Annotated in this window: 25 protein-coding genes; 13 read left to right on the top strand and 12 right to left on the bottom strand. The window is 40.2% G+C overall.

What is annotated here, in order from left to right:
- Position 1 precedes the first annotated feature (1 nt).
- Complete coding sequence (locus BUB71_RS13025; protein WP_073155278.1) at positions 2-1,288, top strand: cation:dicarboxylate symporter family transporter; 1,287 nt, start codon at positions 2-4, stop codon at positions 1,286-1,288.
- A gap of 164 nt (positions 1,289-1,452) precedes the next feature.
- Here the strand turns inward: BUB71_RS13025 and BUB71_RS13020 are convergent, their stop codons facing one another.
- Positions 1,453-2,529 (bottom strand): winged helix DNA-binding domain-containing protein, encoded by a 1,077-nt coding sequence (locus BUB71_RS13020; protein ID WP_073155277.1) that lies wholly within the window; start codon positions 2,527-2,529, stop codon positions 1,453-1,455.
- Positions 2,530-2,713: 184 nt separating this feature from the next.
- Positions 2,714-4,132: a 3D domain-containing protein gene (locus tag BUB71_RS20010; protein ID WP_073155276.1), complete on the bottom strand. Its 1,419-nt coding sequence runs from the start codon at positions 4,130-4,132 to the stop codon at positions 2,714-2,716.
- A gap of 610 nt (positions 4,133-4,742) precedes the next feature.
- On the opposite strand from BUB71_RS20010, the gene BUB71_RS13005 reads away from it, so the two are divergent.
- Entirely contained in the window at positions 4,743-5,690 is a 948-nt protein-coding gene (locus BUB71_RS13005) for a 4-hydroxy-3-methylbut-2-enyl diphosphate reductase (RefSeq protein ID WP_073155274.1), read from the top strand.
- Positions 5,691-6,115: 425 nt separating this feature from the next.
- Here BUB71_RS13005 and BUB71_RS13000 read toward each other — a convergent pair whose 3' ends face one another.
- Together BUB71_RS13000 and BUB71_RS12995 are read right to left on the bottom strand one after the other, a co-directional pair.
- Positions 6,116-6,412: a DUF1811 family protein gene (locus tag BUB71_RS13000; protein ID WP_073155273.1), complete on the bottom strand. Its 297-nt coding sequence runs from the start codon at positions 6,410-6,412 to the stop codon at positions 6,116-6,118.
- A 185-nt stretch (positions 6,413-6,597) separates the two neighbouring features.
- Positions 6,598-7,812 carry a class I adenylate-forming enzyme family protein gene (locus BUB71_RS12995; RefSeq protein WP_073155272.1) on the bottom strand — a complete coding sequence of 405 codons (1,215 nt, stop codon included), beginning with the start codon at positions 7,810-7,812 and terminating at the stop codon, positions 6,598-6,600.
- A gap of 278 nt (positions 7,813-8,090) precedes the next feature.
- On the opposite strand from BUB71_RS12995, the gene BUB71_RS12990 reads away from it, so the two are divergent.
- The 3 genes from BUB71_RS12990 to BUB71_RS12980 all read left to right on the top strand — a co-directional run bounded on the left by BUB71_RS12990 (position 8,091) and on the right by BUB71_RS12980 (position 10,616).
- Positions 8,091-8,504 carry a hypothetical protein gene (locus BUB71_RS12990; protein WP_175552367.1) on the top strand — a complete coding sequence of 138 codons (414 nt, stop codon included), beginning with the start codon at positions 8,091-8,093 and terminating at the stop codon, positions 8,502-8,504.
- A 157-nt stretch (positions 8,505-8,661) separates the two neighbouring features.
- Positions 8,662-9,684, top strand: coding sequence for an SPFH domain-containing protein (locus tag BUB71_RS12985; RefSeq protein ID WP_073155270.1), 1,023 nt, complete (start codon positions 8,662-8,664; stop codon positions 9,682-9,684).
- The gene (locus BUB71_RS12980) at positions 9,684-10,616 is read left to right on the top strand and encodes a diacylglycerol kinase catalytic domain-containing protein (RefSeq protein ID WP_073155269.1); all 933 of its coding nucleotides are present in this window, start codon (positions 9,684-9,686) and stop codon (positions 10,614-10,616) included. Before BUB71_RS12985 ends, BUB71_RS12980 begins: the two co-directional genes overlap by 1 nt.
- Before the next feature lie 118 nt (positions 10,617-10,734).
- Here the strand turns inward: BUB71_RS12980 and BUB71_RS12975 are convergent, their stop codons facing one another.
- A complete protein-coding gene (locus BUB71_RS12975) occupies positions 10,735-10,923 on the bottom strand; it encodes a hypothetical protein (RefSeq protein WP_139279096.1) in 189 nt (62 codons plus the stop codon).
- A 310-nt stretch (positions 10,924-11,233) separates the two neighbouring features.
- Here BUB71_RS12975 and speD point away from each other — a divergent pair, with 310 nt between their 5' ends.
- The 3 genes from speD (at position 11,234) to BUB71_RS12960 (ending at position 13,707) form a co-directional block, all read left to right on the top strand.
- Complete coding sequence (gene speD / locus BUB71_RS12970) at positions 11,234-11,629, top strand: adenosylmethionine decarboxylase (protein WP_073155474.1); 396 nt, start codon at positions 11,234-11,236, stop codon at positions 11,627-11,629.
- A gap of 195 nt (positions 11,630-11,824) precedes the next feature.
- A complete protein-coding gene (locus tag BUB71_RS12965) occupies positions 11,825-12,163 on the top strand; it encodes a DUF485 domain-containing protein (RefSeq protein ID WP_073155267.1) in 339 nt (112 codons plus the stop codon).
- Complete coding sequence (locus tag BUB71_RS12960; protein ID WP_073155266.1) at positions 12,160-13,707, top strand: solute symporter family protein; 1,548 nt, start codon at positions 12,160-12,162, stop codon at positions 13,705-13,707. Before BUB71_RS12965 ends, BUB71_RS12960 begins: the two co-directional genes overlap by 4 nt.
- 135 nt (positions 13,708-13,842) lie before the next feature.
- Here the strand turns inward: BUB71_RS12960 and ptsP are convergent, their stop codons facing one another.
- Positions 13,843-15,549, bottom strand: coding sequence for a phosphoenolpyruvate--protein phosphotransferase (gene ptsP, locus BUB71_RS12955; protein ID WP_073155265.1), 1,707 nt, complete (start codon positions 15,547-15,549; stop codon positions 13,843-13,845).
- Positions 15,550-15,559: 10 nt separating this feature from the next.
- Positions 15,560-15,820 (bottom strand): HPr family phosphocarrier protein, encoded by a 261-nt coding sequence (locus BUB71_RS12950; RefSeq protein WP_073155264.1) that lies wholly within the window; start codon positions 15,818-15,820, stop codon positions 15,560-15,562.
- A gap of 292 nt (positions 15,821-16,112) precedes the next feature.
- On the opposite strand from BUB71_RS12950, the gene BUB71_RS12945 reads away from it, so the two are divergent.
- The 5 genes from BUB71_RS12945 to BUB71_RS12925 all read left to right on the top strand — a co-directional run bounded on the left by BUB71_RS12945 (position 16,113) and on the right by BUB71_RS12925 (position 21,586).
- Positions 16,113-17,603 carry a carboxypeptidase M32 gene (locus tag BUB71_RS12945; RefSeq protein ID WP_073155263.1) on the top strand — a complete coding sequence of 497 codons (1,491 nt, stop codon included), beginning with the start codon at positions 16,113-16,115 and terminating at the stop codon, positions 17,601-17,603.
- 94 nt (positions 17,604-17,697) lie between these two features.
- Positions 17,698-18,576: a hypothetical protein gene (locus BUB71_RS12940; RefSeq protein WP_139279095.1), complete on the top strand. Its 879-nt coding sequence runs from the start codon at positions 17,698-17,700 to the stop codon at positions 18,574-18,576.
- 74 nt (positions 18,577-18,650) lie between these two features.
- Positions 18,651-19,481, top strand: coding sequence for a methyltransferase domain-containing protein (locus BUB71_RS12935; protein WP_073155261.1), 831 nt, complete (start codon positions 18,651-18,653; stop codon positions 19,479-19,481).
- Between the two features lie 223 nt (positions 19,482-19,704).
- The gene (locus tag BUB71_RS12930; RefSeq protein ID WP_175552366.1) at positions 19,705-20,475 is read left to right on the top strand and encodes a sporulation protein; all 771 of its coding nucleotides are present in this window, start codon (positions 19,705-19,707) and stop codon (positions 20,473-20,475) included.
- 85 nt (positions 20,476-20,560) lie between these two features.
- Positions 20,561-21,586 (top strand): hypothetical protein, encoded by a 1,026-nt coding sequence (locus BUB71_RS12925; RefSeq protein ID WP_073155259.1) that lies wholly within the window; start codon positions 20,561-20,563, stop codon positions 21,584-21,586.
- 46 nt (positions 21,587-21,632) lie between these two features.
- Here the strand turns inward: BUB71_RS12925 and BUB71_RS12920 are convergent, their stop codons facing one another.
- The 5 genes from BUB71_RS12920 to ribE form a co-directional block, all read right to left on the bottom strand.
- Complete coding sequence (locus tag BUB71_RS12920) at positions 21,633-22,214, bottom strand: phospholipase A2 family protein (protein ID WP_073155258.1); 582 nt, start codon at positions 22,212-22,214, stop codon at positions 21,633-21,635.
- 411 nt (positions 22,215-22,625) lie between these two features.
- Positions 22,626-23,525 (bottom strand): DMT family transporter, encoded by a 900-nt coding sequence (locus tag BUB71_RS12915; RefSeq protein ID WP_073155257.1) that lies wholly within the window; start codon positions 23,523-23,525, stop codon positions 22,626-22,628.
- Positions 23,526-23,582: 57 nt separating this feature from the next.
- Positions 23,583-24,053, bottom strand: coding sequence for a 6,7-dimethyl-8-ribityllumazine synthase (gene ribH / locus BUB71_RS12910; protein WP_073155256.1), 471 nt, complete (start codon positions 24,051-24,053; stop codon positions 23,583-23,585).
- Between the two features lie 35 nt (positions 24,054-24,088).
- Positions 24,089-25,282, bottom strand: coding sequence for a bifunctional 3,4-dihydroxy-2-butanone-4-phosphate synthase/GTP cyclohydrolase II (locus tag BUB71_RS12905; protein WP_073155255.1), 1,194 nt, complete (start codon positions 25,280-25,282; stop codon positions 24,089-24,091).
- A gap of 30 nt (positions 25,283-25,312) precedes the next feature.
- Positions 25,313-25,942 (bottom strand): riboflavin synthase, encoded by a 630-nt coding sequence (ribE, locus tag BUB71_RS12900; protein WP_073155254.1) that lies wholly within the window; start codon positions 25,940-25,942, stop codon positions 25,313-25,315.
- Positions 25,943-25,950 lie beyond the last annotated feature (8 nt).

The raw sequence follows: 25,950 nt of genomic DNA, 5'->3' as shown, positions 1-25,950 counted from the left end.
GATGAAACGCTTTGGATTAGCTTATCGAATCCTATTTGGTTTAATATTGGGAATTATTGTAGGAGCTATTTTTTATGGGAACCCACATGTTGAAACGTATTTAAAACCAATTGGAGATATATTTTTAAATTTAATTAAAATGATTGTTGCACCCATCGTGATTGCAACATTAGTTGTAGGGGTTGCTGGAACTGGAGATTTCAAAAAGTTAGGCAAATTGGGTGGTAAGGCGATTATATATTTTGAAATTATTACTACAGTTGCGATTATCGTCGGTCTTTTCATAGCCAATGTGGTTCAACCAGGTGCTGGTGTCGATATGAAGCAATTGGAGAAGAGCGATATTCAAAAGTATGTAGACACAGCAAAGAGTGAGAAGAGTCACGGGATTGCTGAGACCTTTGTCAATATTGTTCCACAAAATGTGTTTAAAGCATTTGCTGAAGGAGATATGCTTGCCATTATTTTCTTCGCGGTTATGTTAGGACTGGCTGTTGCAGCCATTGGAGAAAAAGGGAAACCAGTGCTTCAATTTTTCCAAGGATTATCTACCGCAATGTTTTGGATTACAAATAAAGTGATGCTATTTGCCCCGTTTGGTGTCTTTGCTTTAATTGGAATTACGATTTCTAAGTTTGGTCTTGATTCACTGATTCCGCTTGGCAAGTTGGTCTTATCGGTATATGGAGCTATGATATTCTTCGTTCTTGTTATTCTCGGGTTGGTTGCTCAGTTTATTGCCAAGGTTAACATCTTTTCCTTATTCCGTATTTTAAAAGATGAATTATTGCTTGCTTACTCTACAGCAAGCTCAGAGGCAGTCTTGCCTAAAATCATGGAGAAAATGGAGAAATTCGGCTGTCCAAAATCGATTGCTTCTTTTGTAATTCCGACAGGTTACTCATTTAACTTAGATGGTTCCACCTTATATCAAGCATTAGCGGCTTTGTTTATCGCGCAAATGTATGGAATTCATTTGTCGATTACTCAACAGGTCACATTATTGCTTGTATTAATGGTCACATCCAAAGGAATTGCTGGTGTCCCAGGGGTCTCCTTTGTGGTCTTACTAGCAACACTTGGATCGGTGGGCATCCCAGTAGAAGGATTAGCATTTATTGCAGGTGTTGACCGCATTTTAGATATGGCGAGAACCGCTGTAAACGTAGTAGGAAATTCATTAGCCGCAGTTGTTGTCTCAAAATGGGAGAAACAATATGATCAAAAGAAAGGTCAGGCATATCTAAAAGAGCTCAAAGGAGAGTCAGTAGAGAATGTGGCTGCTTAAATGTTGATCCCAAAGTGCCAGCAAAGCTTAATCCGAATGCATCTATAATGACTGAAATAGTAGTCAGTGATAAGAGCGGTTGCGATGAAGCAGCCGCTTTTACTTTTTCCATCCGGAGTATGGACAGCTCCATTTTTTTCGCATTTCATATGGTAAAACGCTTTTTAATATTGAATTTCAATGGATGATAAATTAGATTGGATAAACTGACAATATTCATTTGCAGCATATTCGATCTCTGTCCAATATGAATTGATTGGCACAAAAGGAATGATTTGAATTTCGATCGATTGTTTTCGTTTGATTGGCTTCCAGATTCCCGATATTTGTCCATCGATAACCAAAGTTGGCAAAAACATGCCATTATTACCGGGTACGACTTTAGCGGCATTTTCTTTTGTAATCACGGCGCTTCGTTCTTTATAACCGAGTAGGTATTCATCAAATGCAGGGAGAAGCTGTACTCGGGCTAAGGATTTTTCTGCTATCTCCTGATCGGTAGACGTTCCCCAATATTCAATACCACTGAACTTCTCAGATATTAATGTTGATCCCAATTGATCAATCGCATTTCGAGTATCTTTTACTGTTAATCCAGACCACCAGACAAAGTCTTTGATCGTAGCAGGACCATGACTTTGAAAATAGCGTTCTACCAGTGTGATCAATGCCTCTTCACGGCTCTTCTCGATTGCATGGGGAATCCACTGATCTAAGAGGGTAAAGGTTGGTTGATTTCCGTCAACAGGACCCTGACAGATAAGTCCAATATGTGAGAAATAGGAGAGTATCGTATAGCCGCGCTGTTGCTTGGTTTGGATGCCTTCGGATTCTAGAGCCTCCAGTATGTTGGGACGGGAGACGCATGTTTGATTTAATATCTTCATCAGTATTTGCTCGCATCGAGCAAGCGTCTGCTCGTCCAATTCAAGCCTCGTAAAGCGGCGGGCAAATTTGGATAATTCTCTTGATGCGGTCAGAGAAAGCATCCATTTAATATCTGTAGCTGGGATAAAATGAATGGTTCCGCGCATTGGCCATGTCCGCACAATTTTGCGTTCTGTAATGGCTTGCTCGACATCGATCATCTTCTTTTGGAGTGTGCGTAGCCCAATCGCCCATAGGGCTGAGTGATAAAGTTGAGCTTGCATAGCGCCATGCCAGCGGACAACTTCTTCGACTTGTGCTATGGGTTCTCCTACGATTTTTTGATGTGATAACCGTAACTGACTAATTTGCATGATTTCGCCACTTTCATATTGAATTTTTCTACATCCCTATTATAAGCAAAAGAAAGTGAGTCGATATTCTGATTCGACTCACTCACTTTCTCCAATAGCCACAAATAGCTAGATGCTTCTTTGATGTTCGCTGAGCGCGCTGTAGATGGATATGACTCAACAGTATGATCAAAGAAGAGATCATCTACTTTTTCAGCGTGCAGACAGCTACTTTTTCTTGCATGCCAAATGGTGAAACACCATTGGCACTTAGTGGGACAAAGATATCGATTCGTTTCCCTGTAATGGCGCCCCCAACATCAGTCGCTTTGCCATCAAAATTTTTCTTGGGCAGATATTTTTCTTTGATTCCCATATTGTCGTAACCAGCTACATGTACTTTTGTTCCAAGTGGGATCAGATTTTTATCTACTGCGATTGTTCCCTGCTTTAAAGGATTACCTAATGAATCCACATTACCCCATGGACCATTCTCTACAACTCCCTTACCATAAGCTGAAGCGGTCATGGAGTAAGCTTTATCTAGCCGATCACCAAATTTCGCGCTACAATACGCCTGAGCTGATTTTTTTGGGTTTGGAAGATCTTTTTTAGGTTTTTCTTGGTCAGATTTTTTGTCTGACTTTTTCTCCTCTTTCTGCTTGGGTTGTTCTACTTTAAGCTGTTCAGTCTTCACTGTATAAGGATCATTAGAGGCGGTCGTTTCATTTGGTGTATCTTGGTTGGATGGATTTGGTTGTGGCGACTTTTCAGCAGAGAATTCTTCGTCTAGTCCAAGAGAGCCAATTTGTAATGATTGCCAGTTTGTTTGATCAGGAATTCCTGTTGCTTGATATTCAGAGTAACCTTGGGCAAGTTGAAACTTTTTCACGATTTCTCGATCTTCAGGGGTAAATGTATCCCCTGTACTTGTTGTCGGATAGCCAGCTAGCTTTAAAAAGGTTCTCAGATTGTTTACAGCAGGTTCTTTTTTTCCTTCTTCAAATTTAGGCAAAGTATGATCTTTCATATAATCTTGAATTAAAAGATTCCAAGTGACAGGCCCTGGGACTCCCCATGCGGTATTTTTATTCCATTTACCGCTTTGGATTTGGAATTTTTTACAAGCTTCGATATCCTCTTTACTTATTCGGCCATCTGCAAATTCTTTGTCTAAGAACTTTGTGTGCACCAATAATGCTTCTAACCGGCGAATGGGGATTTGGGATTGCCATTTTACATAGGAATTTTCGGTAGGATATTCCCCATTACTAATCGAGACGAGCTTTTTCCATGTTACTTCCCCAGGGACACCAATTACTTCTTTATCGATCATATTTTCGGAACGTTGAAATGTTTCAACTGCTTTTCCATCTTCATCTTTTTTAAAGATTCCATCGCGTTTTTTAAGGTATCCAGCTTCATATAATAACCACTCTAGTTGTTTGACAGAGTCGTTGGAAGGGTTTTCACCTTGAAATACGGTTTCACCTGGATATTTGCTATTGATTGGAATGGGTCCTTGATTATTTGATTCGGCTGAAATATGTGTTGGTAAGGAATAAAGGCTAGTTGAAAGGAAAATAGTAGTAATCAATGAAAATTTCCCAATACTTTTTAACAACACATAATCTCCTCTCCTCTATATTTAGTTAATGATAGCACAATTTAATTTATTAATATATCGGAAATAATAGGATTTTACTATATAAAATGCAAAATAGAAATAACCCCATCTCCAATATAAGATGGGGTTTTATACTTAGGATTGTGTGCTTTCTTCGACTGCCCAATGTCTTGGTGCATCACCATAGTGGCATGAGGAAGATGAAGAGGATGAGTAGTCACAATCATCATAGTGACGATGGTCATGACCCATACAATGCTTAAAGCATTTCTTGAACATTTTTCTCTCATACCGTTGGCACATTTTGAGTTGTTCGTACATTTGTCTAAACATCATACTACAATAGTCCATATGTGGGTGATGTGGGTAATGATGATGTGGATAGTGGGGTTTATAGGGACGTTGATAGGTCTTTTTCGGATATGGCATTGGTTTATATGGTTTTTCTTCCATGTGATGTCACTTCCTTCCTATTTAACTTTTACACCCTATCCTATGTCATGATGTATTTGTTTGTACCTGAATGACTCACCCAATTCTTTTCCTTGGTGAGAACCCTTCCTTACGTTATAATGGGACAGAGAGAAATGACATTGGAGGAATTTCGATGGAAGTACTCAAAATAACACCTCGTGGCTATTGTTATGGTGTAGTTGACGCGATGGTGTTGGCAAGAACTGCTGCAGCTAATCTCGATCTACCACGACCGATTTATATATTGGGGATGATTGTTCATAATAAACACGTAGTTGATGCCTTTACTGATGAGGAGATTATTACGTTAGATGGGGAAAATCGATTGGAATTATTGGAGAAAGTGGAGAAGGGTACCGTCATTTTCACAGCGCATGGTGTTTCGCCAGAAGTGAGAAAAAGAGCGCGAGAAAAAGGACTCACCATTGTTGATGCCACTTGTCCTGATGTAACTCGTACCCATGACCTGATTCGAGAAAAAATAGCCGAGGGTTATGAAATCATTTATGTAGGTAAGAGTGGTCATCCAGAACCAGAAGGCGCGCTGGGCGTCGCACCAGATCATGTGCATCTTGTTGAAAATGAAGAGGACATTAAAAATCTGTCCTTTACAACGGATCGTTTATTAGTAACCAATCAAACAACGATGAGTCAGTGGGATACTTCACACATGATGAATAAAGTGAGAGAACGTTTTCCAAGTGTAGAGATTCATAATGAAATATGCCTTGCAACGCAAGAAAGGCAGGAAGCTGTTGCAGAACAGGCAAAAGGAACAGACCTCCTGATTGTGGTTGGTGATCCTCGCAGTAATAATTCAAACCGTCTAGCGCAAGTGGCAAAAGAGATTGCTGGGGTAGACTCTTATCGAATTGCAGATGTAACGGAGATTGATGTTGAGTGGTTAAAAGGGATTAGTAAAGTGGGCGTTACGGCAGGTGCTTCCACACCAACACCAATTACACGTGAAGTGATTCAGTTTCTGGAGCAATTTGATGACAATGATCCAGCGACTTGGGAAATAAAACGCACTGTTAATCCGAAGAAAATCTTACCACCTGTACGTAAAAAAAGAGCGTAAGCAATCAGGTGCATCTAGGTACTAAAGCATAACTGTAGCAAAGATCAATGGGAGTACTATTTGCACAATCAGTTTCCAAGTTTTTACGAAGCTGTGCTGTACTCCTCATGCTTTTTCAAAAAGACGCGTTCAAGAGTGTAATTCTCTTGAACGCGTTCTTTTACTTTCGGTTCTGCCTTTTTGGATAATGTTCCTGTAAATAATCATAGCATTCGTTTATTGAACCTTTAAATTCAATCTGGTGATCTTTTTTCATGGGATTGTACCATGAATAATAATTATCCTCACTTACAATTGAGGGTGGCGACTTTTCTGAATCGCGAACCACATAATACAAATGGGAACACCTCCTATTTGTATTATGAGCAAAAATAGTACGAATCATTCATTTGTTATAAAAAACCCCTCAAAAAAGAGGGGTGTGCTTATTCGTTGTTTCGCTCAAGTTTTGCAATGGGAAGCGCGATTAGCTGAGTTTCTCCCATCCAATTTCCCCAAGCCATAATACCGTTCAAATACTGGACAAAAAACTGTTGAGATTCATTTTCAACTTGATACCAAACGAGTGGTTCAATAGTTTCAGGTTTTATCAGATAGGAACGGGCAAAGTCATATTGCTGTTTAAGAGTTTCTTGTTCATGTGAATGGCTGGACTGTAATTGTTTTTTGAGTCGTTCTACTTCATTTTCTAGTTCTTTTTTGTTCATTTGACTGTAGAGCAAAATTGATACACTCCTAGTAACAAGTGTGTTAGAAATTGACTTGTATGAACTGCTTGTTAGTGAAATCATATGCTTTCATATATCTAAGGTATATTTTTGAACTGATAAACTCATTATATAGTTGTTTTGAAGAACCTCTCAAGAGGGGGAGTTTTCCGGCTGCTCCTCATTTTCATTTGATGATCTTAAAAAGAATGGGGTGATTCCTTTGATTTCACAATCGTTAAGAAGCCATCTTGGTCCAGTTTGCCGATATCTCCAGTGTGAAACCAGCCACCTGAAAATGCTTTTTCAGTCTCTTGCGGTTGGTTCCAATACCCATAAAACTGTTGAGGACCTTGTAGTAAAATTTCGCCTATCGTTTCTTCAGGAAGCCTTTTGCCTGTTACTAAATCAGCTATTTGCCATGACACTTGAAATAAGGGACGCCCAACTGTAGTCAATTTACTCATGCCCATGTGTGATGTCCATAGACTGACGATTCCCGCAAATTCAGTACACTCATAGGCTTTATATAGTTCGATTCCATATGAAATATATTGTTCAACAACCGAAGAATCAAGTGGTTTACCACCACAAATAATATAACGCAAGTGATCAATGGTGTAATTTACCCAATTGGGAGTTCCGATCATTTGTTTTAATATAGGAGGTTCTGCCATGAACTGGGTGATTTGCTCATCCTCGATCATCTGCCAAATATAACTTGATTGAACCTCTGTTAAATAAACATTTGTCCCTCCTTTTAGTAGATTGAGGAAGCTCATCCAGACCCCGCTAATATGGTATAAAGGCATAATCACAAGTGTTCGATCACCAGATCGCCAATCAAGATGATGTCCTTGTGATTGAATCGCTTGCCATAAATGACGGTGTGTGATAATGACTCCTTTATTTTGACGATAAAATAGAAATAGAGGCTCGTTTCCGCCGGTTAAAATTTCAGGCTCTTCTGATGATTCCTGTGAAATTAATGTTATAAAGTCCGTAACTTGATTGTTTTTATTTGAAATAGGTATGATTTTCTTTAGGGATTCTTGTTTATCAATTAAATCTCTAGCTATTTCAGAGAAAATATTCTCGTAAAATAAGATCTTAGCTTTAGAATTTAAGAAAATATCATGTAACTCCCTTGGAGGAAGTTGAGGAGACAATGGAACAATAATGGAGCCTATTTTAGCTAAGGAAAGGTAAATGAGAAATACGGATGCCGAGTTTCGGGCTAAAACAGCAATACGATCTCCTGGCTCTATATTCTGCTTTTGTAACCAGTTTGCCAATTGGTTAACAAATCGATTGATATCTTTTTGTAAATAGCGCCCTAAACCGTCGACAATCAGTTCGTGTTCAGGATAAAGTGTTGCCCGATATGTAAGAAGCTGTCCCATGTTGATGTTCATTCTTGATGTATCCCTCCTATTGGACCAGCCAATAAAGTTCAAGTGATAGATTGCCTAGATGGATGATGGAAATATAAAAGGGTCTGCTTCTCGAAATATTTCCTCTATTGCTATCTGTATTATAGCAGATCATTAAAACAAAGGGAATTCTATCCTTTTTGTTTAAGAACAACATAGGGTTTTCATTGGTAAAAAGTATATAATCAAAAGAAAATTGTTTTTAAACGACTCTCACTCTTAGACTGATGAAAAACCTAATGAGGGAGTCTCCAAGCAATTTGAATAGAAGGGAACGAAATGACATGATGAAGAATCGGTACATACCTAAGATCAATGAAGCTGCTATTCCAGAAAATGGAGGCTGGGCTGAGATCATGGATGAGCCCGTCTTGGTTTTATCCATTCCAGAGTGGGAGTCAATCATGAATCAATCAACGGAAGAGTATCAGTCGGTTTGGATGTATGATCGGATCGAAGATGCATATATATTCTGTTTTAAATTAAATGAGCAAGTGGAGAGAGCCATCGCTTTTGCGAAAGATCATGCAGGTGTACTCTTGAAAGATGAACGAGCGGAAGGGGAATTTTCTATTTTAATTACGCATGAAGGTTTAGAAGATGCTGATGAAGAGACACCATGTCTTTACTTTAAAGAATTACATTTACGGAGGCATCCAAAGGCTGGGTGGTAAATGGAGGGGTCATTTTTTTGTCCTCTTCTAGTTGAAGAGACAGGAGTCTGAGAAAAGGCGACTGTCCATAGTCTACTTCTTGTAAAAAAATACTCATCCGTTACAATAAAATAGATAGGATTTCATACAATTTCGGCAGAAAGGCGGTACACATATTTTGTTTGGAATTCGATATTTAAAAACAGGTCCTACGCAATATGTCCTGCATTACAAAAATGGGCGACTAAAACGAAGTGGCAAGGGTTTATCGTTCTATTACCTAAAGCGTTCTTCCTCTATTTCAGTTGTTCCGATTGGTAGTCAGGATACGCCTTTTATATTTAAGGAAATCGCAGCAGACTTCCAAGAGGTAACCGTTCAAGGTCAGTTGGTTTATCGAGTCTCTGATCCCGAACTGGTGGCGTCATCCTTGGATTATACAATTCGTGATCATCCTGATCAGTATGCTTCTGAGGACCCAGAGAAACTTGGAGAACGGCTGGTTAATCTCGTCCAAGTACATACCCGATCAGAGATTCAACAACACGAAATTAGAACAGCGATCAAAATCTCTGATCAAATCAGCCAAAATGTGTTAGCAAGCCTTCAAAAGAATAAAGTGTTAGAATCCTTAGGCATAGAATTACTCTCGTTAAATATTTCTGCAATCAGGCCAACTCCAGAGATGGGACGAGCTTTAGAAGCTGAAGCACGTGAAAAGCTATATCTACTTGCTGATGAATCAATTTATGAACGTAGAAATGCTGCTGTTGAACAAGAACGGATGATTAAAGAAAATGAGCTAGAAACTGAGATTAAAGTTGAGGAGAAGAAACGGCAGATTCGAGAAGCAAAAGCTGATGCAAATCTAGCAGTTGAAGGCAAAGAGCAGCAGCTTCGTGAAACGAATTTACAGGGGAACATTCGTTTAGAGGAAGAGCGAGAAAAATTAGTGAAGGCACGAGCTAAAAATGCGCGTGTTGAGGCAGATGCTCAAGCATATGCCATAGAAGCTTCATTGCGTCCGTTAACAGAGCTCGATCCTGCATTGATTCAGGCACTTGCCATACAATCGGGTGAGCCAAAGTTAATGGTTAGCATGGCAATGAAAGAGTTGGCGCAAAATGCCGGTAAAATCGGGCAGCTCAATATATCACCTCACTTACTTGAGTCACTTCTTGAGGAGACCAAGAGGAAATAATGGATCGCTTTGAGAAGGCTGTTATTGTTACACGTCCCACTCGATTACAAGGGCTATTATCACAATATCAGACACGCCAACAAGCTAGCTTCTACTTGAAACGTGCAGGTGTTGATTTTAAGCAGTTTTCTGGAGAGCATGATACTTATCAATATGCAGTAGAGCAGATCAGGAAAGAACTGAGTCGGCGTTTAAAAGTGCAAGTGATTGATCGGAGTTTTTTACCAAATTTTCTTTTTACAGATAAAGATATTATCATCACGATTGGGATTGATGGACTCGTCGTAAATACGGCTAAATACCTGTCTGGTCAACCTTTAATCGCTGTTAATCCAGATCCTGAGCGAATTGATGGAACACTATTACCATTTACAACAATGACTACATCTCAGGCAGTTGATCGCGTTTTATCTGGAAAAGAAAAGTATCGACAAGTTACCATGGCAAAAGCAATCTTAAATAATGGTCAACATTTGTTAGCTTTCAATGACCTATTTATTGGAACGCGTTCACATATTTCTGCACGCTATCGTATTTCTTGGCAAAATCATCAAGAGAATCATTCATCAAGCGGAATCATTATCTCGACAGGGATAGGCTCTACAGGATGGATGAGCAGCGTTGTCAATATGGTAAATGGATGGGTAAGTCAGTTTCAGTCACAATCGCCGCCATTGCCTTATCCTAAGCTATCGTGGGAAGATGAACGCCTCCTGTTTGTAGTTCGAGAGCCTTTTGTTAGCAAGATGACTTCAGCTTCATTAGTAAGTGGTTATATTACAGCTAGTCAACCGTTGCAAATTGAATCACAAATGGATGATGCAGGTGTCATTTTTAGTGATGGCATTGAAACTGATTTTCTTTCTTTTGCCGCAGGATCGATTGCTACCATCACCCTCTCTGAGCAACATACACGCCTCGTAATCGGATAAGAGGCGTTGGAAAACTTAAGATATCCACCTGTATAGAAAAGCAATTGTCGGACAAGGAGGAGCGCCTCTGATCAGTCCGACTTTTTTTATGAAGCCTTGCATTGAGGATCAAAGAAAATCAGGCCTCATCTATATCAACAATGTGTGTTTGAATGTAGATGGAGTCTTCATATGTTTGCTGTTCGTTTTTTAGCCGAGCTAGTAATTTCCGATATTCATCAGCACGTGCATAGACCGGTTCAGTCTCAAGGATTTTTGTCAATGCACGAATAACCAAACCACGTTCACTTGATGATAAGAACATCATGCATCCTCCTACCTCTAGTTAGTAGACGAGAATCGTGTCATTGCTATCTTTACCCATTGTAATTGGGATTAATCATCATGAAGTTGATTGCTTTTGGTTAATTTAATAAGAAAAGATTTTAACGGATGATTGAAATTTCTTTTAGAACATGATAGTTTTTATATGTTATTTTGAAGATGTTCATGAGCTAGTAGGATCTCAGATTCACTCAAAGGGTTGGATTGAGTTCGATGAAACCTCCCCCAAAGTGGAAGTAGATCTTAGCGGAAGTGGCTCACACCATTTTTTTGCTAGGAAGGGGGGCCGAAAAGTGGAATATTCTACTTTCGGTAGACATGTAGTCGTCGATGCCTGGGGGATACCCTATCAATTGCTTAATAATCGCGAAGAGTTAGAAAAACTTTTACTAAAAGCTGCACAGGAAAGTGGAGCAACGATTATTTCTTCGCAATCAAAAGACTTTGAACCACAGGGGGTCTCCGTTCTTGTGATGCTCTCTGAGAGCCATATCTCGATTCATACCTATCCTGAGAAAGGCTTTGCGGCTCTTGATTGTTATACCTGTGGGCATACTGTTGACCCAAGTGCTGCTATCCAGTATATGCTGGAGCAATTACAACCGACACAAACCCAGGTAAAGGCATTGCAACGCGGAACAGGGTCAATTAAATTGATGAAAACGGAAGAAAAAGGATTACTTGTATAAAGTGAATGGATAACATCCTTTATGTATAAGGGTTTAATTAAATGACCACTTTTTAACATAAGCGTTTTTTTCAACCTGCCCCATTCTTTAGATGGGGATTTTTGTTTAGTTGATAAATATTTATATTTAAATAAAAAATATAGACAAGATTTAAAGGGTCAATTATTCTTAAAGAAAACAAAGGAGGTATGAAGAGTGAATGATCCTTTACAATCAGTCAAACAAAGGGATGTAGATAAGTTGGTTGCAACTGAACAATTCCAGGCACTGATTAAAAAGAAAAAGAATTTTATTATATCTACATCGATATTCTTTTTTGTATTTTATTTCTCATTACCAATAATGACATCTTTTACGGACTATTTGAATTATTCTATCTCGGGAGCGCTTACATTTGCTTGGGTTTTTGCATTTGCCCAATTTGTGATGACTTGGGTGCTATGTAGTCTCTATACCAAAAAGGCAAAACAGTTTGATCAGCTTGTTGCGGAGATAAAAAGTTCATCAGTAGATAAAGAGGAGGAAAGTGCATGAACTACACCGCGTTTGGCCTATTTCTGCTGATTATACTGGCAACTTTAGTTATTACGTATTATGCAGCACGTCGAACAAAGACGACTAGTGAGTTTTATACCGCTGGTAGCAGTTTAACGGGTTGGCAAAATGGACTTGCCATCGCAGGAGACTATATGTCAGCAGCTTCTTTTTTAGGAATTGCTGGGATGATTGCACTTACAGGGTTTGATGGTTTCTTTTATAGCATTGGCTTTTTAGTTGCTTATCTGGTCGTCCTCTATATCGTCGCTGAACCCATTCGTAACTTGGGCAAATATACAATGGCTGATATGATCGCAGCTCGATTTGATGAGAAGAAAGTTCGTGGAGTAGCTGCACTGAATTCGGTTGCTATCTCAATCGTTTATATGATTGCACAGTTAGTAGGTGCTGGTGCGCTGATCAAATTATTGCTCAATCTTGAATACTCAACAGCCGTTCTCATTGTTGGTGTTCTGATGACTATCTATGTAGTGTTTGGTGGAATGACAGCCACCAGTTGGGTGCAGATTATCAAAGCCGTTCTCTTAATGGCTGGTACTTTGCTTATTTCTTTGATCGTCTTTGCTAAGTTTGACTTTAGTCTTCTAAAGATGTTTGCCCATATGAAGACTGCCACACCGCTTGGAGAAGCATTTTTAAACCCAGGTAATAAGTTTAACAATGGTTGGGACACTTTATCGTTAAATCTTGGGCTTGTCCTAGGGACAGCAGGATTGCCGCATATTTTAATTCGATTTTTCACAGTGCGTGATGCCCAAACCGCTCGTTCCTCAGTTGTTTATGCGACTTGGATTATCGGAATTTTCTATCTTATGACCATTTTTCTCGGCTTTGGAGCAGCAGCCTTTGTAGGAACGGATACAATTAAACAAGCAAATGAGGCTGGAAATATGGCAGCTCCTCTCTTGGCACAGGCGCTTGGTGGAGATTTCTTATTTGCATTCATTGCTGCGGTTGCTTTTGCTACCATTCTTGCAGTTGTAGCTGGTTTAGTCTTATCCGCTGCATCGGCTTTTGCCCATGATTTTTATAGCCATATCATTCGCAGGGGGAATGTGACGGAACAGCAGCAGATGAAAGCGGCGAAGTGGGCATCTGTAGGTGTTGCCATTATCTCGGTTGTTTTGGCGCTCTTTGCGCAAAAGCTGAATGTAGCCTTCTTAGTTGGCTTAGCATTTGCCGTGGCAGCAAGTAGTAATCTGCCTGTCATTATCTATACGATTCTATGGCGTCGTTTTAATACTACAGGTGCAATCTGGGGTATGTTAGTTGGACTTTTTAGTTCGCTTATTCTCGTCTGCATGAGTCCAAATATCTGGTCAACTGAACCAGGTAAAGCGATTTTAGTTGGAACACCACTCATTAGCCTGACCAATCCAGGTATTATTTCGATTCCTTTAGGATTCCTAGCTGCATATCTAGGTACCATTTTCTCAGCGAAGCAAGATGATCCGAAGTTTAATCAGGTTTTGGTGCAAGTCCATTTAGGTAATGTAGATCAAAAAGAAAGTTCGGTATAAACATCTCAAAGAAAACAGCAGAAGTGGGGCTGATGTACCAACCCCACTTCTGCTATGTTTCCATTTGAATGTGGTAGGAGCATCAATATCAGATGATCAGATTAGCTGATCAGTCCATCGCACTGAAACGCCACCTCATTTTGTCGTCAGTGAATCCCGAACCTGTTGTCCATCGATTGCTGTTGTAAGGATTTGTTCAGTTTGCTCTTTTGCAACTTGATAATCCGTTTTGCGAACCTTCTGTTTAACTTGTGGGATACTATTTGCACTCATCGATAATTCATCAAGTCCCAGACCGATCAATAGCTTAGTTAATGCTTTATCTCCTGCTAACTCACCACACATTCCGATCGGTATTCCTTGTTTGGCTGCAGCATCACACGCGAGATGGATTAAACGCAGGACTGCTGGATGAGCAGCGTCATATAGATGAGCCACTTTTTCATTGCCACGGTCAGCTGCAAGTGTGTATTGGGTTAAATCATTGGTTCCGATGCTCATAAAATCGACTTCTTTTGCTAATTGATCGGCAATAACAGCAGCAGCAGGTACTTCAATCATGATCCCTAGTGGGATGTCTTCGTTATAAGTCTGGTTCCGTCGATCTAACTCAGCTTTACACTGCTCAAGTAATTGTTTGGTTTTGTTAATTTCGGCTACATTTTCAATCATAGGTAACATGATCCATAGATTTCCATGTTGGCTAGCACGCAGCAAGGCGCGTAACTGTGTGCAGAAAATCTCAGGATGATCTAAACAGTAACGAATAGCGCGATGTCCCAGAAAAGGATTCTCTTCTTTCGGTAATTGCGCATAGGGTAACTCCTTATCCCCACCTATATCGAGCGTACGGATAATGACAGGGTGAGGGGCAAAGGCTTCCAGCACTTGACGGTATGCTGCATATTGTTCGTCTTCACTGGGCCAATCTTGGTTATCCAGATAGAGAAATTCCGTGCGAAATAGCCCTACTCCTTCTGCTTTGTTATCAAGAGCAGGTTGGATATCTTGAGGGCCTCCGATATTGGCAAAAACTTGAATTCGTTTTCCATCAGCTGTAACAGCATCTTTTGCAGCTTCGAGTAATGCTTTTTCTTGTAAGTCCTGCTGCTGTTTGATTTGTTCTTCGATCTGTGCGATTGTATCAGCATCTGGCTTTAGGATACACTCACCTGTTGTGCCATTTACGATGATGGTATCTCGAGAATGAATTTGCTCAATCGATGCTCCCAATCCTAGTACAGCAGGTATACCTAATGTACGAGCCATAATTGCTGCATGCGCCGTTTGACTTCCACGAGCTGTTACCATTCCAGCTATTCCTTCTGGAAATTGTGCTGTTTGAGATGGTGTCAATTCATCAGCAACTACCACATCTCCAGCATGAAGTTGGCTAGGATCAAATGGTTTACTACCCGTTAAGATAAGAAGGAGCCTTCCTCCAACATCGCCGACATCATCAGCGCGCGCACGCATATATTCATCATCAAGGGAGCTCAATAATTGTTTGGTCTCTTTTGTAACTTCTTGACAAACCCATGCCGCATTTTTTTGTAAGGTCTTGATCCTTTGCTCCATTTCACCTGTAAATGCTGGGTCATCAAGGAATACAAGATGTGCGTCAAAGACGGCTGCTTCACTCTCTCCCATACGCTGAGCTGCTTGCTTCCGTAATTGTCCAATTTCATCTCGTGCTTGATTGATGGCGTTTGCAAAGTGAATCAGTTCTTGATCCACATTTTGGACAGAATGATCCGTTACGATGGGCTGATGAGTGCGCCACCAGATGGCACGACCAATGGAGAGTCCAGCAGCGGCCCCTATTCCTTGTAATTGATTCATGTGATCCCCTCTATTCTGTGTAGCTTTCTACAAGTTGACAGAGTTGCTCGACAGCCGTTTCTGCGTCTTCCCCTTCAGCACGAATCGTAATGGTTTCGTTTGGTTTTACAGCTAGAGACATGACACCGAGTAAACTTTTCGCATCCACTTCTTTACCATTTTTCTCGATTTTGATACTACTTTCAAATCGCGAAGCGGTTTGAATAAAGACAGCAGCAGGACGGGCATGCAGTCCGCTAGGGTTCGTTACAGTAACTTGTTTTTCAGCCATGAATACTGCCTCCTCTATATGCTCGTTTCATTTCATTGTTACCTGATTTAAATCGTTCCATGTAAAAGTGAGGTCAGGGAGATGGGGATTGCATTGCTCAGAAACATGCGACAAAATAACACTATCGGATTTTAACAGTCATGCGTATGATTATAAAGAATTTAGCTAAATGAAGCAATCAAACAGCTCAAGGGATAGATCAAGCTAGAAATGACTTGAAATATAAAGCAAAACAAAGAAAAGTAACGAGCCTAGATCAAGTGATGGGATATATTTCCAAGGAGATGAGAAAATGAAGAAAAAATTACAAGCGTATTTACAAGAGCTTTTTCATCTACAATCGGTTATTCGTTTAGCTGAATGGGATCAACTTACATATATGCCTGCAAAGGGAGCTGATGCAAGAGGAAAGCAGCTTTCATTACTAGAACGTCTTTATCATCAACGTTTGATTGCACCAGAGTTAGATGAGTATCTAGAAGAAATGGCGCAAGATCAAACATTATCAGAAATCGACCAATCCATGTACCGCGTGTTAAAAAGAGAACGAGATCGAGCTATTCGCTTGCCTGAATCATTTGTAACAGCTTTTTCTGAACATAAGGCATATAGCTATCAGCAATGGTTGAAAGCGAAAGAAGCAAATGATTTTTCTATTGTTGCTCCAGCGATGAAGGATACACTGTCTTATACAAAGGAATATCTACAATACTTTTCTCGAACCGAACATATTGCTGATCCATTAATTGATGAAGGTGACGAAGGCATGACTGTTTCGAGAGTGAGAAAGCTTTTTCAAGAATTAAAGGATCAACTGGTTCCTTTTGTCCGAGAAATAACCAATCGACCACAACTGGAGGATGCTTTTTTGCATCTTCATTATCCACGTGAGAAGCAATTGGAAATCATAAGCAAAATATTACCTGATCTCGGATACGATTCTCAGCGAATGAGTCAAGATTTTGCAGCACACCCTTTTATGACAAAGATTGCACATGATGATGTGCGGATCACAACCAGGGTCAATGAATATGATCTTGTCGATGGGCTTTTTAGTAGTATTCATGAATTAGGTCATGGGCTATATGAATTAAATTTTTCTCCAACTTTTGAAGGTACTCCTTTGCACGAAGGTGCATCGTTTGGCGTGCATGAAAGCCAATCACGACTTCTGGAAAACCTGGTTGGGCGCAGTTTACCATTTTGGGAACGTTATTATCCTGCTTTGCAAGAACAATTTCCATCACAATTAGGCAATGTCTCACTTAAACAGTTTTATCAAGCGATTAATCGTGTAAAACCCTCACTAATCCGAACAGAGGCAGATGAAGTTACTTATAACCTACATGTTATGATCCGATTTGAATTGGAAATGGCTCTGTTAGAGAATGATTTGACAGTTGATGAACTTCCTACAGCGTGGAACGAAGCATATCAACGAAATTTAGGCGTTTATGTTTCATCGGATCGGGAAGGGGTAATGCAAGATATTCACTGGTACTGTGATTTTCTAGGTGGCATGTTTCATGGCTATACCTTAGGTAACTTATTAAGCGCACAGTTTTACCAAGCCGCAGTCAAATCTTCTCCCCAAATCCTCAATCAAATCCAAGAAGGTAACTTCCAACCATTGATTCATTGGTTAACTGAACATGTACATCGACATGCGCACCAATTTACACCAGATCAAATCGTGGAACGAGCGACGGGAACACCTATCCAAGTACAACCATTCCTTGATTATTTGCAGGGGAAATATGTTAGTTTATATGCAATAAACTAAAAAAATGTTTGAAATGATTGGAAAAAGTTCCTTCCTAAAGTATAGTTAAAAGAACAAGAAGATTTTGCATCGTAGAAAGGACAGATTTTACTTGGTGTCAAAAAATAGCTTTTCTAATGCGGATGGAGATATGGAGTATTTGATCGAAGAGGAGGGGAACGAATTTAAAGAAGAGCCAAAATTGAAGACAAATGTGGTTGATTTTTTTGCCGAGGATGAAGAGCGTTCGCCGCTTGAAGACATACGAGAAACCGTTTCGGATAATATCAGCCTCCACAATTGGACCAACGCAAAATCTCCAATCAATGCTGAAGTTCAGATTGATCTAGAGCAAGAGTGGGAGACAGATGCTTGGTTAGAGCGATGGAGAATGAATCCCGAACGATATGTCGTAACGGCAATCCCACCAGAATTGGCGCAACGAATTGATTCTGTTGTAAAAGAAAAAAATATGAAGAGAAATGAATTTATTTTATTTGCTCTTGAGGAAGCATGTAAAAGAGTTGAGCTTGAAAAATTGAGGAAAAAAGGATTAGAAGAAGGTGACCCAGCGAAATTAATAAAAGACCCAAAAACAGGGAAATATCGTTGTTTTCCTGCTGATTATTTTACAGATGAAGAATTATATGGTTTTGAAGTGATCGAAGGGAAATATTATCTAGTTCCATGGGAAAAGCGTGGAGATGGTTGGGTACAAGTAAATAAGGGATATTTTGAGGCAGCAGATCAAGATGCTCCATACATAAAAATGATGAATAATCGCCCGGTTGGTTCTTGGGAAGTCTATCCTTTTGATTTTTTTGAGGATGGTTGGAAATGGGGGATTTATAATCATGATGTGATTGTAGAGGTGAAGGGAAGGAGAGATGACGGGGAGGGTCCGCTTTGGCTGGATATCTATATGGATGGAGAATTGGTCGATGCAGTCCGCACAACACGTGAGGTTCATCGAATTATTGTCGAAAATGGATAAGTTTCGTCAATAAAGGTTGTCAAGGCCTCATCTTTTCCTGAGGTCTTTTTATTTTTATAAAAGGAGATTGGGTGGTGTATAAAAACCAAAGGTTAGTTCAACAGTTTGATCAAAATGCTGAGCTGTATGACCAGTTTTCAACAGTTCATCAAAAAATGGCATACCGCATGTTAGAATTAATGAAGCAAATTGGGATGGAAGCGAATGAAATCTTGGAGATCGGATGTCGAACAGGATATTTAACCCAATTGTTATTGGATCATATGCAAGCATCTTCAATCACGGCGATAGATCTATCAAAGCGAATGATGCAGATTGCACATGAAAAGATACCGAATTACGAACAAATTAATTGGATTCATTGTGATTTGGAAAAAATCATAGTGGAATTAGAAGCAAATCAGTATGACTTATTGATTTCAAATGCATTAATCCATTGGTTGGATTTTCCTTCTCGGGTTTTCCGAGAATGGTTTGATTTATTGCGTCCTGGTGGATATCTTGTTCTTAGTACTTTTGGCCCCGAAACTTTTCAGGAATTTCGCTTCCTGTTTCAACAAGTTGAAGATCAGTTAGGTGTTCCTCAAGCAGAGCATTTTTTGTCCTTTCAAAGTGCTACTGAATGGAAAGAGCTGTTGCAATCTGTGGGAATCGAAACTACGACCACGATGGAGCACTGGATTCGTCATGAAGCGGCAAGTGGCAAAGAGATTCTACGAACAATAAAAGGTATAGGGGAGAGCGGTTCTTGTCACAATCAAAGCCTATATACCTCCCATCGTGCCTTAACAAGCGTCCTAGAAAGGTATTCGAAAACATATCGATTTAGGGATGGTGTTTATACAACATTACAAATTATTTTACTCGTAGGTTACAAACCAAAAAGCCCTACCGCTGTTGTTTGAGAAAACAGGAAGTTTATAAGATTAAGGTCGTATGAGGAAGGTGCCTGTGAAGGGGACTTCCTCTTGTGAGGATGCTTAGAACAACTATATAATGTTTCTGTCTAGTGCGGAAACACGAAAAACTATTGTTCAAGCAAATACTCGGGTAAATGAAATGACACTGGGCACAAATCGTACGATTGTGAGAAAATGGATAAAATCACATCGGAGAGGAGCGTACTCCATGTTTAAATCACTTTTGGCCTCACTTGGTGTTGGAGCTGCGAGAATTGATCTCATCCTTTTTGGTGATTGTGTGAATATGGGCGATGAGATAAAAGGGAAAATTGTATTAATGGGTGGAGATGTGGAACAAGTAATCGAAGGGCTCTATGTCGATTTTAATTTGGAATCCCGCTATACAGATCATGATACTGTTCGAAAAGTACATGAAGTCATTCAGCGAATTCCGATTTTTAAAGATGAATTTACAATTGAACCAAAACAGACAGAGGAATTCCCTTTCTCTTTTACTTGTCCTCTTGATTTACCTGTTTCTTCAGTTTCTACACGCTATTATTTCCAAACAAACTTAGAGATCAAACAAGGAATTGATTCGAAGGATCGTGATTATGTTGAAGTTTACCCAGTGGGATTGTTGGACAATTTTATGCGTGGTTTTCACCGGTTAGGCTTGATTCATTATGCTGAAGGATATACAGGGAGAGGCGGAAAACAAATTATTCAATTTCAGCCGACTGATTGGTTAAGTGGAGAATTTGACGAAATTGTTTTTGATTATCAGCCTAGTTATACTGTTAACGGGATTGGTGGCTTCTATGAACTAGATAAAAAGACATCAGGTGTGATGGGAGCTTTAGCTGATCATCTCGATTTGGATGAAGCAAAGGGACGTTATCATTTTTCACCACAGCAATTAGCTACACCCGAAAAAGCTGAACAAACAATTCGCCAATTTATCATGACTTACGCTAAGGGACTGATTGGAAAATAATCATCTAAAGTCGACTTGATTTGAATGAATTTATGCCTATATTTAGTTAAAGGGATTGAAGATAGAAGGGGTGTGAATAGCCATAATGGCAAGTACACTTTTAGAAAGATCAGATACAAAAGTAGCGCCCCGAGTCGTTCAAAATCGACCTGTGCAGCGTCAATCCACTCCACAACAAAATAGAACCCAACCTACTCAATCAAAAATGACTCCAACACCACTAGCACAACAATATGCGTCCATCCAAGCATTGCGTGCTGATTTGAAAGTGTTGGATGCACATTTAGCAGTATATCAAGCAAAGGCGCAGTTACAACAAGTAGTACAAGAATATCAAGCAGGACGAGTACAATCAGAAAAAGTAAATCAACAAAAAAAGGATTCGATACCGCTAACGCAGCAATATGCAGCATTGATGAAAGTAGCAACAGCTACAATCACGATGCAGCAAGCAATGTTGCGTTTACAACAAGCAATGCTCGAGCGCCTGCAAATGCAGCAGCGTGCTCAAACAAATCAGCAATCTCAAGCAAAGACTCAGCCACAAACCCGTCAACCCAATGCTGCCACAAGGGATTCTCAACCAGTTTCTAGACAGCAACCGACTACGCAGGGACAGATGACAAGACAGCAGCCAAGAACACAAGAAGAACCTATGCAGGGTCAATCTACACCTGCAAGGCAGCAACGTGGGAAGAAAAAAGGACAGATGGTTAAAAATGCGCTTCTACTAACTGCTGGCACTTTATTGTTAGGGACGCCTGGCACGCTTTTAGCAGCATATGTGATATATAAGCAAAACCAAAAGACGGCAAGCCGCGATCAAAATCGACCACAACAAATTCAACAGTCTCAACAACAGAATCGTCAGCGATCGAGCGATCAAAGGCGAGAACAGCAAATAGCACAACAAGAGTTAGACCTTGATTTCGAACCAAGTCAATCAAAAGGAAAAATTCGCAGTATGATTGATGGGATCAAAGAGCGAAGAGCTGAGCGTAAAAGCATAAAACAAGAACGAGGTTCAAAACTGAGAGGTATGTTAGAGAAAAGCAAAAGTACGATTGGACGAGTCAATCCACTGCGCAAAGATCAAGAACGTGCCATGTGAGTGCTATGATAAAAGAGGTGGGGTAATGCTCCACCTCTTACATGCTCTAAGACTGTTTCTTCAGGGCATTACTTTTCAGCATGAAGAAAGAAGCAATGACAGTGGCGACTTGTTGTTCATCAGGCTTCATTTCTGTATAGTGCTTACGAATTCCATCAATTAAGTTTTGATCACAGGTTGCTTCTGATGCAGTATCGTATTTATAACATAAGTCATGTGTCTTACATTGCGCATCAAGGGCTCCTTTTGTCTCTCCAGAGCCATGACCAGGCCCACACCAATTTCCATAAATCGGTAGGTAGAGATGGATATCTTTGATGTTTTTGGTTTGATGGATGCGTGCTGCATTTTCCATGATATTGCCCATTAGCATGACTTTAATCGAAGCATGATCTTCTTTTGCTGCTTTTTCATCAAAATGGATAGATGGAGTCTCATTTGGATCATATGATACATATTTTAATAATTGTTGTACTTCTTGATCTACTGCTTCTTGGTTGATGTGAATCGAAAAAGGGATAGATAGATTTAGATTGCTCCAAAAGGAAGATGGAAAGTGAAAATCGAAAGCGGTTCCAAAGACGACAAGCATAAGCGAACAAACAAGTAAAGAGACTCTCTTGATCAATCAATTTACTCCTTTGCTATTTTTATTTCTATTATAAATGATTTGTCGATTAAAAACGACAAAGTAGTGGTTCCGTATATTTCATGTTTCTATTCATCAATTAAGTTTTTCATCAGCAGGAGCCGCCCTTGAGTTAGGACGGCTCTTGTTTAGCACTTGGGGCACTTTTGGTTTGACTGGAAGGTGGTTCCATGCCGATCGCAGTGCTTTGTGCCGAGGGCTTTTCTGACACCCTCTGTAACCTTGTCTCCATCGAGAGAGGGACCTTGATCCGGGCTGTCCTTGCCCTTAGGCTTCCCCATCAATTCTCCTAGGATTGGTGCACCCAATACGGGTTCGACACGAGTTGAGGTATCGAGATACCCTCATTCAACACTTATTTTAACATTGACTGTTATGGATGTGAATCAATCACTGTTGATGTTTGGAGCGTTTCATTTGTTTGGAATGTTTCCATTTGACATCTGTGATCAAGAAAGTACTACCTAAAATAGTGATTAGGCCAAGCACTGTACCCCAAGTGATTGCCTCATGTAAGAAAATGGCTCCCCAGATGACACCAAAGAAAGGTACCAAAAAGGTAACTGTAAGGGTTTTAGTTGAACCTACATGTGCAATTAAGTAGAAGTAGATTAAATAACCAATTGCGGTACAGATAATAGCTAAAGCGAGTAGATTCAAGATAACAGTAGAGGAAAATGGCCCAGGTGCTGCATTTGTAAAGAGGAACGGAATTAAGAGAATCCCTGCTGCAAGTTGTTGTCCAATTGATAAAGTGAGCGGTGTCTCTTGTTTAAAGGTACGATTCGCATATGCGCCCCCCAGTCCATAAGTTGCTGCACCTAGGAGAGAAAAGAGAACAGAAAGAAAAACGGTTCCCGTTAAGGGAACTGTATTCCAACCCACTAGGATCACAACACCAATTAGCCCAAGAGGAATGCCGATTAGCTTTTTAAAAGTAAGTGATTCTTTTAACCAAATTCGAGCAATAATTGCGCCAAATAAAGGGGTAGTCGCATTTAAAATAGCTGCCATCGAAGCGGTGAGATGCAATGTTGCCGCGGCGATAAAAGTGAATGGGATCGCTGCATTAAGACCGCCTAGAATCAAATATTCTTTCCATTTCGTTCGAAAGTCAGGTCGTTGTTTAATCAGAAAAGCATAGATAAGTAGTGCAAGTCCAGCGATAAGTACACGCAGATCTACAAGTAAAAACGGACCAAACGCTGGAGCGGCGACCCGGATAAATAAAAAAGAGGCTCCCCACATGGATGCCAATAAAAAGAGAGCCCCTAATTCTTTCAACTTCATCGATTCTCCTTCTCTCATGACAGACTAATGAATCGTTATTTATTTGACTTGCTTGATTTATGACTGGATCTGTTTTTGTAGATTAGCCATTTCAATTGCATTGACAGCGATTTCCCAACCTTTATTACCAGCTTTGGTACCTGATCGTTCAATTGCTTGTTCAATGTTTTCAGTGGTGAGTACGCCAAAGAGGACAGGTAAACGATGACGCATGCTAGCTGCGGCAATCCCTTTAGCAGCTTCGCTACAGACATAGTCATAATGTGTAGTAGCGCCTCGAATCACGGCGCCTAAAGCGATAATCGCATCATAATTTCCTGTGGCTGCGAGTTGGTCAGCGATAAGAGGAAGTTCAAAGGCGCCCGGCACCCAGGCAATGTCAATCTGCTCTTTTGCAACTCCATGGCGGAGTAAGGCATTTTCCGCTCCGCTTAATAATTCTTTGGTGATAAAATCGTTAAAACGACTTACAACAATAGCAACCCGTAGATCAGTGCCTATCAAACTTCCCTCAAATAAATTTCCCATTGGTAACATCCTCTCGAATATATCGATATCTTATTTTATAAATGGAGCAAATGTCCTAGTTTTTCTTTCTTTGTTTGTAAGTATTTATAGTTATTTTCATTAGAAGGTAATTCGATAGGAAGTGTTTCAACCACTTCAAGCCCATAGCCTTTTAAGCCCTTGATTTTACGCGGATTATTGGTTAAGAGACGAATTTTGCGCACGCCAAGGTTTTGTAAAATCTGTGCGCCGATACCATAATCGCGAAGATCATCAGGGAAACCAAGTTTTAAGTTGGCTTCAACTGTATCATAGCCCTCTTGTTGTAGTTTATAGGCGCGAAGTTTGTTCAAAAGACCGATTCCACGGCCTTCCTGGCGCATATAAAGTAAAACACCTTGACCTTCGCGTTCAATTTGTTGCAATGCAGCATGAAGTTGAGGTCCACAATCGCAACGCTCTGAACCAAAGACATCACCTGTTAGGCATTCAGAGTGAACGCGTACCATGATTGGTTGGTCTGGATCAATGGTGCCTTTTACAAGTGCGACATGTTCTTTATGATCAATTAAATTGGAAAAACCAACCATTTGGAATTGACCATAATCTGTAGGAAGGTTGATTGTCACTTCTCGTGTAACTAATGATTCTCTTTGATTTCGATAGTTAATTAATTCTTGAATGGTGATCATTTTCAGCCCATGTTTTTGTTTCATTTTTTCTAAATCAGGTACTCGAGCCATTGTTCCATCTTCGTTTAATACCTCACAGATAATCGCAGCAGGTATCGAATGTGAGAGACGAGCTAAGTCGATCGCTGCTTCTGTGTGTCCAGCACGACGTAAAACCCCACCCGATTGGGCAATTAAAGGGAAAACATGACCAGGTCTGCGAAAGTCAGATGGCTGGCTTTGTGGGTTGATCATCAATTGTACAGTCTCAGCCCGTTCATGGGCAGAAATACCAGTATTTGTATTAACTCCATCGATGGAAACTGTAAAGGCAGTTCCATGGCGGTCTGTATTCTGATCAACCATTAAAGGAATATCCAGTTCTCGTGCCTTCTCTTCCGTAATCGGAGCACAAAGAAGTCCACGTCCATAAGTGACCATAAAATTGACTACTTCGGGAGTAGCGTGTTCAGCCAAAGCTAATAGATCACCCTCATTTTCACGGTCTTCATCATCTACAACAATAATCACTTTTCCTTGTTTCAAATCTTCTATCGCAGCTTCAATTGAATCAAACATTTCGAATCTCTCCTTAGGTGAGTTGGTTTTTTACTGCATTTGTTCAACTGAGAAAGATGTAGGGATCGGTTCGGTTTTGGAGATTAGTTTGGCAATATATTTCCCAAGTAAATCGCATTCGATGTTGACAGAATCACCAATCGAAAGCTGACCCATATTGGTTACTTCCAATGTGTGTGGAATAATCGATACAGCAAAAGTAGTCTCGGTGGCTTCGACAAGCGTCAGGCTAATGCCATTGATGGTGATTGACCCTTTTTCAATCATATAGCGAGTAAATGATGGCTCGATTTGAAAACGAAATAGAACTTCTGTACCTCTTGCTTTTTTCTCAATTAATTTTGCCGTTCCATCCACATGACCTTGCACCAAATGACCACCTAGACGATCACCCATTGCCATGGCACGTTCAAGGTTTACCTTCGCGCCAAGACGGATTGTAGGTAGATGGGTTCGTTCAACAGTTTCTGGGATTGCATCTGCAACAAAAGCATTTTCGTGTAGCTCTGTAACAGTGAGACAAATCCCATCGATTGCGATACTATCTCCGACAGCAGCATCCTGTAAAACATGTTTGCATCCAATTGTAAGCACCATTGAGTCACCATTTGACTTTAGATCCAGGATAGTGCCTACTTCTTCAATCAACCCAGTAAACATAGATAAAT

Source organism: Seinonella peptonophila, from assembly GCF_900129355.1.
GTDB classification, from domain to species: Bacteria; Bacillota; Bacilli; order Thermoactinomycetales; family Thermoactinomycetaceae; genus Seinonella; species Seinonella peptonophila.
The sequence above is the reverse complement of the archived record's forward strand: the minus strand, read 5'-3'. Positions and strand labels throughout refer to the sequence as shown.